The sequence below is a fragment of the Bacillus sp. BSL6 genome (assembly GCF_052928345.1).
The window spans coordinates 393,882-411,586 of the sequence record NZ_JAVGCW010000001.1 but is presented as its reverse complement, the minus strand read 5'-3'; the positions used below and the strand labels follow the sequence as shown (position 1 = coordinate 411,586).

Sequence of the window (17,705 nt, the reverse complement as noted above, 5' to 3'; positions counted from 1 at the left end):
AAGACTCGCCAAAAACGAGGTAGACATAAATGCCTTTAAGGAACCTGTCTTGTGCGGTTGTAGCATATAGCCGTTTAGGTGCTATAAACTATAACATAAAGATGTTATCATGAATCATAGACGGTTGTCAATGAAAGTTCTACTAACTATTTTTTCCGTTCTATAATTTCTTTTTTACTTCCAAAACGGATAATAGCGTACTTTTCGATCATATCATCTTTGAAATAAATTTCAAATGGAATATTTTTTTGTAATTCTTTTTGCAAAAATTGTTTTTGCAGTTCTTTAGGTGCAGAGATTAATACTGCCTCATCTTCTATATTGCCATATGTAATTAGCTCTCTCTCTAGCTCATACGCAACCGTTTCATATGACATCACATACCCTGTCGCTTTGCACGGTGTACACTCTTCAAGTAGTACGTCGCGTAAAGAATGTTTCTTACGTTTACGTGTCATCTCTAAAATCCCTAACTCTGTAAACCCGAGTACTCTTGTATATGTGCGATCATTTTGCATAGCAGCCACGAGACATTCTCTTACCTTTTCTTTATCTTCTCTTCTTTTCATATTAATAAAATCAATTAATATCATACCACCGATATCACGCAGTCTTAATTGACGCGCTATCTCTTCAGCCGCTACTTCATTTGTACGAAGAACTGTATCTTGTAAATTCTGTTTTCCAGTAAACTTACCTGTATTCACATCAATTACAGTCATCGTCTCCATTTGCTCCACAATTAAATAAGCACCATTTGGAAGCCAAACAATTTTTTGAAGTGCTTTCTCAATTTCACGTTCTATTCCAAAATGGTTAAACAGGGAAGATTTTTCGTTATAAAAAGATACTTTCTCTTTACCGACCTTTTCTTCTAATTCTTTTACTATACTCCTTGTATCTACAACTACTTTTTCAATCGTTTCAATTGGATTTTCTTGAAATACACGATCTAAAAAAGTTGCCGGTCGATGAAGTAGTAACGGTGCCTTTCCTTGGCCCTCTTTTCTTTTTAACTCTTCATATAACTGCTGTAATCTTTGCATTTCAGCTTGTATTTCTTCAATTTCTCCTTTTTCAGAAGCAGAGCGAAAAATATAACCTCCTGTCCCTTCTACTTCAATTTGGAGTAGTTGTTGCCTTCTTTTATTGTTTTTTATTTTCCGAGAAACCGCACGCATTTCATCATAGGGCATATAAACGACATATTTCCCGGTAAATTCTATATTTGCTGTCAATTTCGGCCCTTTCGTATCAATTGCCTCTTTTACAACTTGTACGAGTACCGCTTGTCCTTCATGTATTCGATAAGAAGATGGTACATCATCGTACGAAAGATACGCATGTTTTTCTAAACCGATATTTACAAAAGCTGCGTTCATTCCAGCAATCGTTCTTACGATACGTCCAACATAAATATGCCCAACAATCTCTTGTTCTTCATTTCGTTTCCATAAAAACTCAACAATTTTCTTCTTCTCTTCAATTGCAACGCGTTTTTCCGATCCAGTATAGTTTATATATAACGTTTTCAAAATTCTTTCCTCACTTTATAATCTTCTTTGCTTTTACAATAATAAAAGGTTAGTGCTAACGTCAACACTAACCGATTAATTCTTCAACAGATGAAGTTGTTCGTTTTTCAGTAAAATACGCATAAAGCAATTCATTTTCATCCAATGTGTAATGTTCTTTATATTTCCCATGGACGATAATAGAGTGCTTATATCCTCTACGAAATTTTGTGAAGATTGTATATAAACGATCTTCTGTTTTCACTTCAATTGGTGCAATCTTTTCAATTCCTCTTTTGTTCCCATAATAACGTTCTAATAAAAAACGCATAAAGGCATATCGTCTTTGTTTCCATTCTTGATATAACGACACCGCTAAAAATATAAGCAGTACCCACATCATAATATTATTACTATTCCAAAGTAACTGCCACACTAGTATGACACTAAAAAAAACACATGATAATTTCATCATCTTTTCATGTGCTTGTAAATAAGGAAAACGATATGATAAGACGTTAAACAATACTTTTCCACCATCAAGCGGCCAAATAGGTAGTAAATTAAATGCTAAAATAATTATATTATTCCACATAAAGAAATAATATAATTCCGCATGAAGCCAACCAGCTTCAAACAACATATAGCCTATCGCCATCATCCAAATATGTTGACTAGGTCCTGCAATTACGACAACAAGCTCCTCTTTCAATGACTTATTCCCATGCTCCTCAAGCTCAGCTACACCACCAAACGGTAAAAGTTGAATTTTTTTGATGCGCCAATTATAGTGTGCTGCTGCAAAAGCATGCCCGAGTTCATGGATAAGAACGATACAAAATAACAATAGTAACTCTTTAAAACGTGCCGTAAAAATACCAATGACAATAATAACCCAAAACAACGGATGCACTGAAATTTTCGTTAAAACCTCTCTATATTTAATCAAATGAAATCACCTGAATCGGGTCAATAAATTTTTCATCCTTTTTTATTGCGAAATAAAACTTACCATTTTTGTCGTTTGTATCATTACTCACCGTTCCAATTTTTTGTTTCTTTGAAACGTAATCATATAATTTCACTGACATATCATTTAAATTTGCATACCATGACTCCGTGCCATCTGCATGCTGAATTTGAACTGTATTACCAAGTTCCTCTTTCTTTCCTGCAAAAACAACTAGCCCCTCATTCACTGACTCAACAGTTGCATTTGTAGCTGTTTGAACAAATACACCTTGGCCATTTTTTTGAAACCCTTGCATCACCTTTCCGGAAGCAGGAATTGCATAATCTTTTTGCTGAATGGTCCCTTCTTTTTTCTCATTAGGCGAATAGAACACGAGAGGTTTTCCAAACTGTTTTTCGTACCATTTCGCTACAGTAGCAAATTGAAATTCTTCTTTCATCACTTTTTCTGTAACAACTTTCGCACCGTCAAAAGAAGAAGGTGCATTCTTATATAAAATAGCGACAGAAAGAACTAATATTGCTGATAACAATACTTTGAAGAAAAATACTTCTTTTCGAAATAAAGGATGAATTTCCTTTTCTCCATCTTCAATAAATACTGTTTCACTATCAAAATTCTCTCCAGCAAAATACTGCTCTTCCTCCATCCTTTCTTGCTCTGCCTTCCTTTTCGCAATCCGTTTTTTAATTTCTTCTACACGTCTATTCTTCATACTGTCTCCCTTCTTTCGTTCAGCTAATTTACATAGAAACAGTTGTATACAGTTTGTACATATGTATGAGCTAGGAAAGAAAGATATTCGTGTGAAGAAAAAAGAAAGCACTCCGCAAATATGCGAAGTGCTTTTAACGGATTCCAAAGAAGTTTTTCATCTTTGTAAATACCGATACCTTTTCTTGTTCAAATGCTTGTAATGGGACATTCTCACCCAACAAACGTCTTGCAATATTACGATAAGCTAACGCTGCTTTTCCGCTCGGTTGCAACGCTACAGGCTCACCTGTATTTGTAGCACGAATAACTTCATCATCATCTTCGACAACACCAAGAAGCTCGATTGACAATGTACGTACGATTTCATCAACATCTAACATATCCTGTTCATGAAGCATATGACTACGCACACGATTAATAACAAGTTTCGGTGGTTCAATATCCTCTTTTTCTAAAAGCCCGATAATACGATCCGCATCGCGCATTGAGGATACTTCTGGCGTCGTAACAACAATTGCTTTATCCGCACCAGCTACCGCGTTTTTAAATCCCTGCTCAATCCCCGCAGGACAATCAATTAATATGTAATCATAATCTTGACGTAATACTTGTATTAATTCATCCATTTGTTCAGGTGTTACCGCTGATTTATCACTCGTTTGTGCTGCAGGTAATAAATAAAGATCATCAAAACGTTTATCTTTAATAAGAGCCTGAGGTAAACGGCAACGCCCTTCAACGACATCAACAAGATCAAATACAATACGATTTTCCAGCCCCATTACTACGTCTAAGTTTCGAAGACCGATATCTGTGTCAATTAAGCACACTTTCTTTCCAGATAACGCTAGGGCTGTCCCAATGTTCGCAGACGTTGTAGTTTTACCTACACCGCCTTTTCCAGATGTAATTACTATTGCCTCTCCCACAGCTATACAATTCCCCTTTCTAACTTTGTTAAATTAGGTCTAAGATGAGTGAGAAGTTGCAGTCGATCGACAACAATGTGATTGTTCTCATTAATATATGCACATTCTGCCGCCTCCGCTCCGTCTTCTTTCTCTTCCGGAGCCCGCATTGCCACATCACTAATTCGAAGTTGCATCGGGTTCATAACAGATGCAGCGATTACAGCATCTGAATCCCCATAATACCCCGCATGTGCAATTCCTCTTAATGATCCTACGACAAAAATATTCCCCCCAGCGATAACCGTTCCGCCTGGATTAACATCACCAATTAACAATAAATTTCCTTTTACATGTAAAACTTGTCCAGAGCGAACAATTTTGGAAATAGGGACGATTTCTGTTTCTTCTTTCCAAGCTATTGCTTCCTCTTTCGTTATAACATCACTTTCAATCGAATCCACAACGAGATTCTTTTTATTACGAATTAACGTACGAATCTCTTCTTGTTGGACTTCTGTTAAATAACGGTTTCCTACTTTCACATGCACTTCAATTAAAGAGCGTCCATCACCATCATAGTAATGTGTAGAAAGCTTTTCATCCAATTCCTTCAATAATTCAGAGAATGAACAACAATCATCTAAATGAAGGGTTATTCCGTCTTTTGTCCCTTTTATTGTTACATTTTGTTGCTTTTTTTCTTCCACTAAAGTTCACCCCACCGATTCAATTCGACATAAAATTAGAAAATCCTTTTTTCTTTTTCTTCCATCGCTTTTGAAAGACGCACTAAATATCGTCTCAGTGGGAAACAAACTATCAATAAGAAAATTGCATTTAGCAATAAAGTAGACAGGAGACGATCTGTGAAAAAGACATACGCCGACATATGAGTACGTCCTAACAAAGTTAAAAATCCATACACATAATACTCTAATGCTACTATGCTAGCTAGTACGATAGAAGTAACAATAAATAAATTCAATTGTAGTACCTTCATCACACTATAAACTAAATAAACTAAAATCGGATACGCAAAAATATATATACCAACAAGTTCCGTGTATACGGTATCAAATAAGAAACCAAATAATAGTCCGTAATAAATCCCTTGGACCGGACTATAGTACACAGTAATAAAACATAACACAATGATAAAGAAATGAGGTGATGCTATACTGTCTTTCCAAAAAACCTCTGTTGGAACAATAGTAGCAAACATATTTTCAAATAAAAAAGCAAAAAGGAGCAAAAGAGGAAGAGCTGCTCTTTTTAAAATCTTCATCATCTCTTCTCCCCCTCCTATTCTAATGGCGCTGAAGGCGTTTCACGTTTCGCAACTACAACATGCTCTACGTCATTTAAATCAGCGGCTGGCTTTACATAAGCTGTTTTTGTTAAACCGTATGGATCCTGCTGAACTTCAACGATTTTTCCAATTACAAGACCTTTCGGGAAAATATCACCGAGCCCAGATGTTACAACTAGTTGATCCTTATCTACCGGTGCATCAGAACCAATCTTTGTGAAAAGAAGTAAGTGCTTTTCTTTATCGTAACCTTCAATCAATCCAAAGATTTTCTCATTCCCTTGTACGATAGCAGAAACACGATTTGTTCGGCTCATAGAACTTAACAATTCTACTGATGATGTAAACTGAGATACACTTTTCACTCGTCCCACTAAACCTTGTGGAGTTAATACAGCCATATCTTTTTTTATTCCTTGCTGTGCCCCTTTATCAAGTCCAACTAAATCGTACCATTTATCTGGATTACGAGAAACAACAGTCGCTGGAATTTCAGTATAACCGCTATTTAACTTATCTTTACCCGTTAACTCTTGTAACTTCTTGTTATCATCTTCTAATTGTTTTACTTTCCCTGATAGACCTGCATAATTGTCTAATTTTGCTTTTAATTCTTTATTCTCTTCATACGTGCGCTTTACATCCTCTACATTTTCGAAGAATCCAGCTACGTATTTCGCTGGCTTTTGGAATACACGTTCTACAACACCGACAGTGTCTTTAACAAACTGCTCTGGCCATGTTAAACTGTTCCGTTCTTTCAATGAGATTCCAATCAATGCCACGAGAAGAATAATACTAACTAACAAAACAATTAATCTTTTGTTTAAGAAAAACTGTGGCACGTTCACACCCTCTTAATTTCATTGATTTTTATTTTGCAATATTATCGAGCAGCAGTTTTGAAAAGATCGATATTGTCTAATGCTTTACCCGTTCCAATTGCTACGCAATCTAATGGATCTTCTGCAACAAGAACTGGCATATTTGTTTCTTCACTAATTACTTTATCTAAATTACGTAGTAATGCTCCGCCACCTGTTAATACGATGCCACGGTCCATAATGTCTGCCGCTAATTCTGGTGGAGTTTTCTCTAACGTATTTTTAACAGATTCTACAATGGCATCTACTGTATCTTTTAATGCATCTGCAATTTCTTCTGGTTGAATTAGTACTGTTTTTGGTAAACCACTTACTAAATCACGACCGCGAATTTCCATAGGCTCGATACCTTCTGGCTCGCCTGCAGAACCGATTTCTAATTTTAATGCTTCAGCTGTTCTTTCACCGATCATTAAGTTGTAGCTTTTCTTAATGTACTGAATGATTGAATCGTCCATATCATCACCAGCAACACGAACTGATTGACTTGTTACAATACCACCTAAAGAAATGATTGCAACTTCTGTTGTACCGCCACCAATATCAACAACCATGCTACCAGTTGGTTCCCAAACAGGTAAGTTTGCACCAATTGCTGCTGCAAATGGTTCTTCGATAGGATAAGCATCACGAGCACCAGCTTGACGAGTCGCATCGATTACTGCACGTCTTTCTACAGCTGTAATACCAGATGGTACACATACCATTACGTATGGTTTACGTGAGAAGAATCCATTTGATTTTTGAGCTTGTTGAATGTAATATTTCATCATTGTTGCTGTCGTTTCGTAATCAGCAATTACACCGTCTTTCATCGGGCGAAGTGCCACAACGTTTCCTGGTGTACGACCAATCATTTGTTTTGCATCGCTACCTACAGCAACGATTTGTTTCGTATCAGTTTGTAACGCTACTACTGAAGGTTCACGTAACACTACACCTTTTCCTTTTACATATACAAGCGTGTTCGCAGTTCCTAAGTCTATTCCAAGATCGCGAGTAAAGCCACCAAATCCAAACATATTATTTATCTTCCTTTCTTGTTTTCACGGACTCATTTTTTCTTACTTTATATTATAAAAACAGTACGTTTTTTATATCTTTATCCTTTTTGTAGATAATTTTCTACAAAAAACTCATAAATCACATTATAAAACAAAATAAGTAAAAAGCATAGTCTTAAATATGACCTTTTTCCTTTAAACTCACGAATTTATGGTCACCTATTATAATATGGTCAAGCACTTCAATTCCGATAATTCGGCCGCATTCTACTAAGCGTTTTGTTACTTCAATATCTTCTCGGCTCGGCGCTGGGTCTCCTGAGGGATGGAAATGTGTATGTTCGTTTATAGATGTTTAATCTAAATCAGTTAATTAGTTCCTCTACTTCTCTTATTAAGTCCGAAGCTGATATATTTAATTCATTTGCAATTCTAAATATCGTTTTTAATGAAGGCTGTCTTTGTGACCTCTCTAGTAACCCAATATACGTCCTATCAAGATCACATAAAAATGCTAGCTGTTCTTGTGATAGCCCATTTAACTTTCTATGTTTTTTTAATACCGTTCCAAATGCATTAACAATATCCATGTACTCACCTCTTAACTAATTAACTAAGAAGAAGCACCATTGACTCTACAGACTATAGTCATCATAATGAATATTGTTTATATAGTTTAATTAAAGGAGGCAACGATATCGATGAGCAAAATTAGATATAACAAAAAAGTGCAAGATGAGATAGTCAGTAATTACATTAATGGCTCATCTATTAATGAACTAACTGAAAAATATTCAATTTCCAAAAGTACTATATATAGGTGGACTAAAGAAATTAAAGTAAAAAATCAAACCAACAAAAATAACATTACTAAATTAAATGATATCCTCATTGAAAATCGCAAGTTAAAAAAAGAAATTAAGATTTTAAAAAGTGCAATTGAAATATTATCTGTTAGTAAATAAAAAAAATCAGATAAAGCCCTATACTTTTATAGGCTCTATCTGATTTTTTTATTAATCACTTATTCTACTGTAAAGATGTAAACGCCAGATTTTTAACTTATTTTAAAGAGAATAAAGATGAACTATTTGTAAAAGTAGAATAATGTTCTTCTATTTTTTGTATTTCTTCATCAGTAAGTTCATATAGTTTATATACAATGTTCTCTATTTCATTATCAATTTCCAAAATACTATTCTCTAACTCTAATAATTCCATAGAATATACATCTCGTAGTTCGTCAAGTTCTTGAATGAGATTTTTGTTTAACTTAGTCACTTTTTTTACTGCCTTTAAGAAGTCTGCAAAATTAAGTCGATAAAAATTCTTCAATGCTTGATTAAGCTTTATATTCAATATAGCAGATAATTGTGCACATGCTTGTTCATATAATTTATCAAATTGATAAATGTTATGTTCTAATTCTTCAACCTTTTTCACTACCTGTATTTGCTTATCACTATTTATAATTTTGATTGGCAATTCCCGTAATTCTTTTAAAGTAGTTTGACGATAATCATCTTTTAGTGCTAGCGTCGAAAAATTAATATAAATATATGACAACAATTTGCTATTAAACAGTGCATATATATATTTAATATGAAATCTATTGTCAGTAACAATAAATGGATTCAATTCTTTTTTTGTAACTAAGTCATTTTCACAATAGGAAACCATTAATCTATCTTGTCTATTAACAATGCGCCGACAGTATAATCTAGGTTGTTTAACATAATAAGATATCAGCGTTTGTTTTTCAGATAAATTAATATAATTAGAACTTTCCACATTTAAACGGTAACGGTATCCCTGTCCATCTTTTAAATATGGAATGTGATATTTAGTAATAGGTCTTGTTGAATATTCAAATTTACTTTCTACAGGTCCCTGTGTAGAATCTGTAATACTTCCTAATTGAGTATAGTTACTTTCGTCTTTTAATAATACTTGTATTTTGTTATATAGTTTATAAGAATTAATATCTGTAAAGATTTTATTCATATGATGTTGTTTAATAAAATCGATGGGAATAGAATCCATATCATCATCGATAACATTAAGTACTGAAATTTTAGCTTTTATGTCATACTTATAAGCTAAATAATTTTTTTCAATCTTGTTACCTGGATTATCTTTAGTTCCAATAAAAATGCAGGTATCTACATTCGCATCTGGAAATACATCTTTTGGTAAACTAATAATTTTATTTAGATTCAATTCACTTGAAAATACTTCTCTAAATTTAGTATAGTTTGCTCCTGTTAACCAAGTCCTAGGAACAATCATAGACAAAACTCCTGAAGAATTTAAAAAGCTTACGCACTTATGCATAAAAATAACTGAAATATCCCATTTATTTTTGAGAATATCTTGGTATTCTTCTTGGAAATATTCCGAAGTATCGCTATCAAGAAAATCTATAGGTACATATGGTGGGTTCCCCACTATAATATCGAATCCGCCTTTTTCTTGTACACTGGTAAATTCTTTTTCCCAGTTGATTACTCGTGCTGGAGCTATTTCTTCATCATTGACTATCGAATTACCAACAATAATATTGTCATCTAAAGTAGTTAAAGGTTTTTTATTATTAGCTGTTTGTAGCCATAAAGATAACTTAGTAATTTCAACAGATTCTTTATTTAAATCAATTCCATAAATATTATTTTTTAGAATTTCTCTATCCATATCCAAATCTAAAGCTAAATTATTTTCTATCCCACCTGTATGTAAAGCATTTAAATCTGCTATTTCTTTTTGAATTTCTTTATGCTTTTGAACTAGATATTCAAATACTTTTATTAAAAATGCTCCACTACCACAAGCAGCATCTAATATTTTTATATTATTAAGTGCGTCTTTGAGTTCTTTCAATTTTTCAATGTGTCGATTTATACTTCTTGACTCCGCACTTTTACTTTTAGCATTTTTCCAATCAGTTAGTGAATTAAAATCCAATCTCACTTTTTCATTTTCAATCCAATCATCAATTGCGTCTTTTACTATATAAGAAGTAATGTATTCAGGAGTATAAAAAACCCCATTGGCCTTACGAGAACCAATTTCTTCTTTTTTAATTCCTTTCAGAGCTTCAATATCAGAAATAGATTGTTCAAAAATATGCCCTAATATATCAATTGTTAATTCATCTTTAAAATTATAATCAAAAAACTTTTCTATAACTTCAAAATCTTTATCTGGAATTACGATATTGTTTAACACAGTATCTTCTTTAAATAACCCACCATTATACCTGTTTATATCATTTTTGGTATTACCTTTATCAATGTAATTAAATAGAGTTTCTAAAAATTCCCAAGATGATAACTTAGAGTTTTTTCCCTCCTCATAAAAAGATTTTAATGTATTAGCCTTTAATAAATTATTCGCTTCACAAAATCGAATGAATGTAATTCTATTTAGTATTTTTTGAGATTTTTCTAATAAGATTTCATCATCATATCCAGAATTATTTTTCTTCAAAGTTTCCCATAATGAACTACGTGTTTGAGAGTAGTATGTATAGAATTCCTTTGTAATTTTTTGTTTTTGAGTATTAGTTTTCTCAACTAAATTTAGCAAAGGTGATTTTTTTGCAGGTTGAACAATAGAGTTTTTAGTCAATAAAAAGTAAAATTTTTTAAAGTCAGCTTCATTGAGAATATCATTTAGATAGAAACTTTCATAAAAGTTTTGAGAAGTACCGTTTTTATATAATCGAATCTCCAGCATATTAGAAACAATTATCCATTCACAATCATCAAATTTATGGGCATATGAATATGCTTGATCTACAGGAGTTCCATAATTTTTCCCTTCACGCATTTGCTTTTTATCTAAATCTACATCAAAGCCTTTCAATTCTATTACTGCATATGTAGCAGCTGTTGAATTAGTATAAACTCCTAAGATCCCATCTGGTTTTGTAGAATCTACTTCTGTTTTTTCTTCAAATTGAATCGACCAAACATCTTCATCTGTAATTAAATCCGTATAGTCTAAAACCTTTTTAAAAATTGTTTCAAAGAATATTGGTTGTAAATTTTTCTCATTTTTTTGACTCAAGATTTCAAATTTATTTACCCACCCCTTTAAAATTTTTAGTTTATTATCTATATCATCAATTTTAATATTATCAATTTTATTATTTAAAATGTATCTATCAAAAAGCAAACCCTGCATTTCCTAGTCCTCCTTCATATCCCAAAAGGAATAGATATTGTTTTTCACAGTTAATATTATACAGTATAAATATATCTCAGCTAAAATAAGATCTTTATTTTTTGAAATTAAAAGTTTTTCTACAAATTTTCCACATAAAAAAGAACCCCCCTGATTTCTCAGGGGTTTCTTTTACACCATAATACCGATGGTCAGTTTATAAATAAACGTAAAGTAACTCCAAAATGTTCAATTTTATTTTGATTTTCCGTTTCAGATGATAATTTGTGTAGCCAGTAATATAGCCGATGAACCGGTAGGTTCTGTTTTTGACACCAGGAAACCTTTGATAATCCGCTATTTTATAGTCTTGAATATAAGTTTCCCATTCTTTCTTTAATCGGTGTCTTTTCATAGAAATCTAAAATAGTATTTATTGGTTTTTAATTACTTTAATTTATTTATACTTTCTTCAACTATTTCATCAATCAAATAGTCTTCTATATCACCATATCTGCTAGCTTGTGTTAAAGACAAACCTATACACTGATGAACATATTCAATCCCAAAGTATTGCGTACAGTACTGTATACTTGCTGTTCTTAGATCTTTAGCTGTATATCCTGTAATTTTTTTTACATATCTCTTTATCACTACTCTACTCACACTTTTTTGTACCGAGTAATTAAATGAACAAAATAAATATTCACTAGGTCTGTTTTTTAATTGTTCTTCTCTTAAGATTAAAATCTTTGTAAGTAATAGTAACTCTAAATCTGATAAATAAACTGCTGTTCTATTAGGTATTTCAATTAATTTAGATGATGATTTGATATCAGATAATTTTATTGCACTAATTTGTTTTGGAGTAAGTGAATGGAAATAAACTAAACAAGTAATAAAGACCTCTATAACAAACTCTGATTTATACTTTAATATTGAATTATATATTTCTGCGTGTTCTTTTAAGGATAAAGGTTTTGAATCTACTTTAAAATCCCTTGCTACAAACTCTTCAATAGGATTATTAAAAATCCACCTTTTTTTCAAAGAAAATTCAAAAAAATTAAATAGTAACCTTTTTAAGATAGTTCTTCTTTTCTCTGGGAAAGTAAGTAAATATATATTAACTTCTTTATCAGTTACTTGACTCCAATTATCAATTTCATAATTCTCAATTAACCATTTTACAAATAAGATTAGATTATCAATATACTGATTAACTGTGACCCACTTTTTTTCCTTAGAAGCATTTTTCTTTCGATAATTATCAATTTCTTGTTCATTTTTTTCTACAAAAGCACATAGTGATTTTTGAAATTTAATAGGTAATTTCTTTATTTTTATTAATATTTTTTCTTTAGGTTTATCTTCATTTTCTATTATTAATCCAAGAGTTATTAGATACTGTATAAAGTGCTTTTTCTTATAAGATTTAAACTTCCCATTAAAAATTTCCAGCCACTTCTCTGATAAATGAAACTCAAATAGTTTATCGCTATTATGTACTAATAATAACTGATTATTATTTTTCATATGATTATTTAAACTAAAATTATTAGGTAAATAATCTACTGTAAAATTAATAAATTTCACAGCTTCTCTGAGTGCCTCGTTAAATGTACAAGGACTTACGATCAATTGGTTTAGATATTCCAAATAATCTCTATACATATTTTTAGCTAGATCTTTACTAAACTCTTCATTGATGAAATTTTCAGTAGTACACACATATAAGGACCTATAATCCACACAACTATAACAAAAACTATATTTACTTTTTACAGTTAATTGCTCTCCACAATCTGAACACCTATTATCATCAAAAAAATAATCTAATATATCAGCTCTATATCTTGAGGTATGTCTAATATCTATATTAGGAAAAGGATTTGATACTTCATCAAACTTTATTAAATCTAATGAATAAAAATATATCTTAATTATTTCCAATATTTTTGGTGATTTTACTGCACATTTCTCAAAGTATATTTTTTCAATCAAGTGTTCTTTTATTAACTTCAAGTCATTTATTTGATTAAGAACTTTTATGAAATTAACAACTGTTCGATACTTAATCACATTAGAAAATTTACTTTTACTCACAAAATTAATTACATTTAAAACATGGCTTGCATATGAAGGATCTTTAAGTCTACTTTTTAAGAATTCATAATCATCTTTATACCGTTGCAAAGTCCTATGACAATAACAATTATTACATACCCCAGAAAGTTTAATTGTATTTTCTGATACTCTATTTGAACAATTTGGGCAACTTGTGTAACCCATCTTATACAGGAGGCAACTTCCTATTAGTTCCGTTAACAACTTTCCCCTCATTTGTTCCTTCATTTTGCACTGTAGTTTTAGAAACTAATAAAGTTGGAGTATGAACTAATAATTCATCTGGCTTACAATTTAAAGTCGTACAAAGAGCATCCAAAGTTGTCATTTTCATTTGCTTAGGAGATTCATTAATTAAAGCTGATATTGATGGGGCTGACATTTTATAACCTGTCTTTTCATACATCAATCTCGCTAATTCTGTACCAGACCATATTTCATTTTTAGCCATCACTTGCCTCAATTTCCATTCAACACTCATTTTTCTCCTCCCTTAATACCTCTTCTAATTGCGATTTCCATTTGTTTTGAGCTAATCTAATTCTATTTTCTATAAAATTACTGCTAGGTTCTAAATATCCTGCTGTAGTTGAAACATTAGAGTGTCCTAACAGTTTGCTCATTGTTAAGATATCTACTCCTAATTCCACATAATTTGTAGCGAATGCATGTCTTAATTGATGAGCACTAAACTGCTCAGATTTTGGAATTCCTATTTCTTTTTGCCTTCTAATAAGGTTGCTCCTCATGGTGTCTCTGCCAACTCGTTCTCCAGCCTCTGATAAGAAAAGAGCTGCATTAACTTGATTATTTTTTAAACCTGGTAAAATTTCTTCCAGATACCATTCTAATAGTTTGTCTAATCCAGAAAGCATAGGTACCCATCTAGGTTTATGCCCAGTCCCTCTACTACCTTTTCCATAACGAACATGAATTTTCCCATTATGCCCCAAATCAAACCTTAAATCATTTATATCAAGCATTACTAACTCGTTTATTCTTAAACCACTCAATGATAAAGTTTTAAAGAAAACATAATCTCTTGCAACTGTATAATATTTTCTACTGGTTAATATCCTACTTTTAAGTTCGTTAAAAAACATATCTAGTATCTCCTTCTTAGGTGGTATCACTCTGACATCATCATCATCTTTCCTATGAAAAAATTTATTAAACTCATCTATAACTTCAGGAACTAAAACCCCAATCGAATTATAAAGCTCTAAACTTTTACGACTTTTTAAAAATGAATAAAATGTTGATATGTTAGACTGATATTTCCTTCTAGTGCTATGAGATAACCCCTTCCCAACCAAACTGTAATAAAATTTTTCTACATCTTCTGCTGAAATTTCCCAAACATACTTTTTATTAAACTTAATAAATTCATCTATATTCCTTAAATTTAGAGCAACCGTCTCTTTAGTAAACCCCTTAACCACTTGCTGCCTTTCCCAATCTTCAATCAATTTATATTGGAACTTCTCTAAATCTAGGTCTAATACATTTATTTTTGAACATGTATTATTATTTACTATTTTAAATTTATTCATAAGTCACCCCTATATTTAGGTAATACCTAATTTTTTTAGGTATTACCATAATATCATAAGGTAAATTAAGTGTCGAACTTACACATAATCCGATGGTTATGAAGACATATGATAGAGGCTGCTGCACGGCGAAACGCTTCTTTAAAAACTTCTCTTGGATGTACAATTGAAGTATTTAAACTTCCGATAAAAATCGTTTGCCTATGTATGACTTGATTCTTTGTGTTCAAATAGAGACATACAAAATGCTCCTGCTGCAAGAAGCGCATTTCTTCCATCATGTATGTGGCGCAATCTTCCGGGCTTCGAATGCTGTATCTATTTTGATATTCTAAACGCACCATTCTTCTACCGAGTTCAAAAGCGGCTATAAGCTGAGTTGCCTTTGCAACCCCGACACCATGTATACTGACAAGCTCTTCTAACGTTGCATCTTTCAGCATACGTAAACCATCAAAGTGATGTAAAATTTTATCTGATAACTTCAAAACTGATTCTTCTTTAGAACCTGTTCTCAGTAACACTGCAAGAAGCTCCCGATTAGATAAACTTCCAGCTCCCTCTAACAATAAACGCTCCCGTGGCTGTTCTTCTTTGACAACATCACGAATACCGTTCATTTCTCCACCCCTTTATTTGTTCTCTCAAAGAAAATCCCATGCAATTTTACGCATGGGTTACATCAATATTAAATTGTTTTAATTCCCGAACAAGACGTGAAATTGGTAATCCAACTACACTATAGTAGTCCCCTTGAATATGTTGAACAAAAATAGATCCTTTACCTTGAATTCCATAACTTCCGGCTTTATCCAAAGGCTCTTTTGATGCAATGTATGCGTCAATTTCCTCTTCTGTTAATTCCCAAAACGTAACTTCTGTACGTTCGTAAAAAGTGACTGTTTTGTCTTTTTCTATAATTGCAACACCAGTATACACTTCATGTGTTTTTCCTGATAATAATTGCAACATTTCTTTCGCCTCAGCCTCATTAGATGGCTTTCCAAGAATACGCGATTCATATGTAACAATTGTGTCTGCACCTAACACAATATGATCACTGTTATTTTCTGCTACCGCAGATGCTTTTTGCAGGGCAAGGGACATAACAATATCAGAAGGTGATGAATACGCACCAATCGTTTCTTCTACTTCACTTACAATAATTTCAAATGGCACACCCGCTAACTCAAGCAATTCCTTCCTGCGAGGTGATCCTGAAGCTAAAATAATTTTTCTCATATTTTCTCCTTCCTTTCTCACATGAAACAGAATCATTTACATCAATCGTATCAAAGGAATAGTTTGTCCACAAATAAAAGAAATATTATTTTCTCTAAACAAAATAATACTTCCTTACTAAAACACGATTATATTTCTGTCATAAAGAAAGCACTTTACTCTAAATTCAAAAGAAAAGAAAGAAGCATCTATACTTCTTCCTTCGTCATTTCATTATCCTATTATTTCACCTTTTGTGAAACAATTTTTTCGTATGAAAGTATACCATCAATGATAACTTGATTTAATTTCGCTAAAGATTCCTTATCATCTTTTCCGTCCTTCACTGTTTGCACAGCTACCGACGTATACATATACAATTTCTTCGCTTCTTCCTGCTTCATACTTTTCCCTTCTTTTTCAATCGCTTTCCACTCTTTTTCGATTGCACTTATATCTTTTGCATTACTTTTTTCACTAGCTTGTACGCTAGAAGCATATTTTGCTAAATGAGTATATAATGGCTGTACTTTTGTTAAAAACGCTCCAACTTCTTTATCATCTTTAAGTAACGCTTTATCTGTTATATCCCAGTCCTTTTTCAATACGGAGACATTATCTTTTTTATACTGCGTCATTAATTGGTTTATGCCTTGTTCATCGCTAGCAATACCAACAACTAATGCATACTTATCACCGCTCGGTTTTAAGGCTGCTACACCTCCATTACCTTTCCACTCTTCAAGAGCGGCCTGTCCCTTTTCTTCAGAAGAATACATTCCCCCTTGAACAAAAAATAATTTCATTGGATCTAATGACGTTCCTGTCTGTGCTTTTGTTTTTTCCTCTTTTGGTGCTTGTGTTTGTTCTGCCGTTCCACCCACCTTTGATTCTTCCTTTCGCATCTGCTTCGAAGCTGTTACTTCGCTTCCTCCTGTCGCACCTTGTCCTTTCAGTAACTGTAGCATCCCCATCCCAAACGCCGTACCAATAATAATTGCAGTTGCAACGATTGCAATTAACGTATTGCTCCACTTCTTTCGATTTTTTTCCGTAGACGCTACTTTCGATTTTTGAAACGGAACAACGTTTTTTGGCCTTTCACTTTCTACTACCATCCAGTCAAATTCATCTTTCTTCTTCTCCTCATACTTCGCTTCTGTTCCATTCACTTTCACTGAGATCGTTCGTGATTGCTTGTCCATACACTCACACCTCACCTCTTATCGTTGTCCGCATCATATCATATTCATTTCACAAAAAAACGAGATATTTGTCAGAGGAATTCGCCAAATAACCCTATATATTTATCTTATATGTATGCATTT

General features: G+C 32.6%; 16 protein-coding genes, 3 pseudogenes and 1 other annotated feature (1 of these 20 only partly in view). Of the genes and pseudogenes, 1 reads left to right on the top strand and 18 read right to left on the bottom strand.

Going from position 1 to position 17,705, the window contains the following annotated elements; genetic code table 11:
• Positions 1 to 69: a sequence feature (ribosomal protein L21 leader region), on the bottom strand; it reaches 9 nt to the left of the window's first position.
• Positions 70 to 146: 77 nt separating this feature from the next.
• The 10 genes and pseudogenes from RCJ96_RS02310 to RCJ96_RS02265 form a co-directional block, all read right to left on the bottom strand.
• The gene (locus RCJ96_RS02310) at positions 147 to 1,535 is read right to left on the bottom strand and encodes an Rne/Rng family ribonuclease (RefSeq protein WP_316148787.1); all 1,389 of its coding nucleotides are present in this window, start codon (positions 1,533 to 1,535) and stop codon (positions 147 to 149) included.
• 67 nt (positions 1,536 to 1,602) lie between these two features.
• Positions 1,603 to 2,463: a stage IV sporulation intramembrane metalloprotease SpoIVFB gene (gene spoIVFB, locus RCJ96_RS02305; RefSeq protein ID WP_316148788.1), complete on the bottom strand. Its 861-nt coding sequence runs from the start codon at positions 2,461 to 2,463 to the stop codon at positions 1,603 to 1,605.
• Positions 2,456 to 3,202, bottom strand: coding sequence for a stage IV sporulation protein SpoIVFA (spoIVFA, locus tag RCJ96_RS02300; protein ID WP_316148789.1), 747 nt, complete (start codon positions 3,200 to 3,202; stop codon positions 2,456 to 2,458). The genes spoIVFB and spoIVFA overlap by 8 nt, the downstream gene beginning before the upstream one ends.
• 133 nt (positions 3,203 to 3,335) lie before the next feature.
• Positions 3,336 to 4,133 (bottom strand): septum site-determining protein MinD, encoded by a 798-nt coding sequence (minD, locus tag RCJ96_RS02295; protein WP_000503310.1) that lies wholly within the window; start codon positions 4,131 to 4,133, stop codon positions 3,336 to 3,338.
• A gap of 2 nt (positions 4,134 to 4,135) precedes the next feature.
• Positions 4,136 to 4,822, bottom strand: coding sequence for a septum site-determining protein MinC (gene minC / locus RCJ96_RS02290; protein WP_000391517.1), 687 nt, complete (start codon positions 4,820 to 4,822; stop codon positions 4,136 to 4,138).
• A gap of 35 nt (positions 4,823 to 4,857) precedes the next feature.
• Positions 4,858 to 5,403: a rod shape-determining protein MreD gene (mreD, locus tag RCJ96_RS02285; protein ID WP_000975746.1), complete on the bottom strand. Its 546-nt coding sequence runs from the start codon at positions 5,401 to 5,403 to the stop codon at positions 4,858 to 4,860.
• 14 nt (positions 5,404 to 5,417) lie between these two features.
• Positions 5,418 to 6,269, bottom strand: coding sequence for a rod shape-determining protein MreC (gene mreC, locus RCJ96_RS02280; protein ID WP_001135483.1), 852 nt, complete (start codon positions 6,267 to 6,269; stop codon positions 5,418 to 5,420).
• Between the two features lie 41 nt (positions 6,270 to 6,310).
• Positions 6,311 to 7,330 (bottom strand): cell shape-determining protein MreB, encoded by a 1,020-nt coding sequence (mreB, locus tag RCJ96_RS02275; RefSeq protein ID WP_000466737.1) that lies wholly within the window; start codon positions 7,328 to 7,330, stop codon positions 6,311 to 6,313.
• 157 nt (positions 7,331 to 7,487) lie between these two features.
• Positions 7,488 to 7,646: pseudogene (locus tag RCJ96_RS02270) on the bottom strand (JAB domain-containing protein); the annotation flags it as partial.
• Between the two features lie 31 nt (positions 7,647 to 7,677).
• Entirely contained in the window at positions 7,678 to 7,902 is a 225-nt protein-coding gene (locus RCJ96_RS02265; protein WP_000355838.1) for a helix-turn-helix domain-containing protein, read from the bottom strand.
• A 111-nt stretch (positions 7,903 to 8,013) separates the two neighbouring features.
• On the opposite strand from RCJ96_RS02265, the gene RCJ96_RS02260 reads away from it, so the two are divergent.
• Positions 8,014 to 8,277, top strand: coding sequence for a helix-turn-helix domain-containing protein (locus RCJ96_RS02260; RefSeq protein ID WP_000036416.1), 264 nt, complete (start codon positions 8,014 to 8,016; stop codon positions 8,275 to 8,277).
• Positions 8,278 to 8,374: 97 nt separating this feature from the next.
• Here RCJ96_RS02260 and RCJ96_RS02255 read toward each other — a convergent pair whose 3' ends face one another.
• The 8 genes and pseudogenes from RCJ96_RS02255 to RCJ96_RS02220 all read right to left on the bottom strand — a co-directional run bounded on the left by RCJ96_RS02255 (position 8,375) and on the right by RCJ96_RS02220 (position 17,582).
• Positions 8,375 to 11,497: an Eco57I restriction-modification methylase domain-containing protein gene (locus tag RCJ96_RS02255; RefSeq protein ID WP_446699717.1), complete on the bottom strand. Its 3,123-nt coding sequence runs from the start codon at positions 11,495 to 11,497 to the stop codon at positions 8,375 to 8,377.
• 191 nt (positions 11,498 to 11,688) lie between these two features.
• Positions 11,689 to 11,790, bottom strand: a pseudogene (locus tag RCJ96_RS02250) (hypothetical protein); the annotation flags it as partial.
• Between the two features lie 133 nt (positions 11,791 to 11,923).
• Positions 11,924 to 13,807 carry a hypothetical protein gene (locus RCJ96_RS02245; RefSeq protein ID WP_154317595.1) on the bottom strand — a complete coding sequence of 628 codons (1,884 nt, stop codon included), beginning with the start codon at positions 13,805 to 13,807 and terminating at the stop codon, positions 11,924 to 11,926.
• Positions 13,770 to 14,084, bottom strand: a complete 315-nt coding sequence (locus tag RCJ96_RS02240; protein WP_000110210.1) for a helix-turn-helix domain-containing protein — start codon at positions 14,082 to 14,084, stop codon at positions 13,770 to 13,772. The genes RCJ96_RS02245 and RCJ96_RS02240 overlap by 38 nt, the downstream gene beginning before the upstream one ends.
• Positions 14,074 to 15,156 (bottom strand): tyrosine-type recombinase/integrase, encoded by a 1,083-nt coding sequence (locus RCJ96_RS02235; RefSeq protein WP_001031894.1) that lies wholly within the window; start codon positions 15,154 to 15,156, stop codon positions 14,074 to 14,076. Before RCJ96_RS02235 ends, RCJ96_RS02240 begins: the two co-directional genes overlap by 11 nt.
• 92 nt (positions 15,157 to 15,248) lie before the next feature.
• Positions 15,249 to 15,776, bottom strand: a pseudogene (gene radC / locus RCJ96_RS02230) (DNA repair protein RadC); the annotation flags it as partial.
• A gap of 46 nt (positions 15,777 to 15,822) precedes the next feature.
• Positions 15,823 to 16,398, bottom strand: a complete 576-nt coding sequence (locus RCJ96_RS02225) for a Maf family protein (protein WP_270795199.1) — start codon at positions 16,396 to 16,398, stop codon at positions 15,823 to 15,825.
• 221 nt (positions 16,399 to 16,619) lie between these two features.
• Positions 16,620 to 17,582, bottom strand: a complete 963-nt coding sequence (locus RCJ96_RS02220; protein WP_316148790.1) for a stage II sporulation protein B — start codon at positions 17,580 to 17,582, stop codon at positions 16,620 to 16,622.
• Positions 17,583 to 17,705 lie beyond the last annotated feature (123 nt).

What these genes read in the sequence shown, in the direction of transcription:
- spoIVFA (WP_316148789.1), bottom strand. Translation starts at nt 3,202, where the DNA reads ATGAAGAATAGACGTGTAGAAGAAATTAAAAAACGGATTGCGAAAAGG.
- mreD (WP_000975746.1), bottom strand. Translation starts at nt 5,403, where the DNA reads ATGATGAAGATTTTAAAAAGAGCAGCTCTTCCTCTTTTGCTCCTTTTT.
- mreB (WP_000466737.1), bottom strand. Translation starts at nt 7,330, where the DNA reads ATGTTTGGATTTGGTGGCTTTACTCGCGATCTTGGAATAGACTTAGGA.
- RCJ96_RS02265 (WP_000355838.1), bottom strand. Translation starts at nt 7,902, where the DNA reads ATGGATATTGTTAATGCATTTGGAACGGTATTAAAAAAACATAGAAAG.
- RCJ96_RS02260 (WP_000036416.1), top strand. Translation starts at nt 8,014, where the DNA reads ATGAGCAAAATTAGATATAACAAAAAAGTGCAAGATGAGATAGTCAGT.
- RCJ96_RS02255 (WP_446699717.1), bottom strand. Translation starts at nt 11,497, where the DNA reads ATGCAGGGTTTGCTTTTTGATAGATACATTTTAAATAATAAAATTGAT.
- RCJ96_RS02240 (WP_000110210.1), bottom strand. Translation starts at nt 14,084, where the DNA reads ATGAGTGTTGAATGGAAATTGAGGCAAGTGATGGCTAAAAATGAAATA.
- RCJ96_RS02235 (WP_001031894.1), bottom strand. Translation starts at nt 15,156, where the DNA reads ATGAATAAATTTAAAATAGTAAATAATAATACATGTTCAAAAATAAAT.
- RCJ96_RS02225 (WP_270795199.1), bottom strand. Translation starts at nt 16,398, where the DNA reads ATGAGAAAAATTATTTTAGCTTCAGGATCACCTCGCAGGAAGGAATTG.
- RCJ96_RS02220 (WP_316148790.1), bottom strand. Translation starts at nt 17,582, where the DNA reads ATGGACAAGCAATCACGAACGATCTCAGTGAAAGTGAATGGAACAGAA.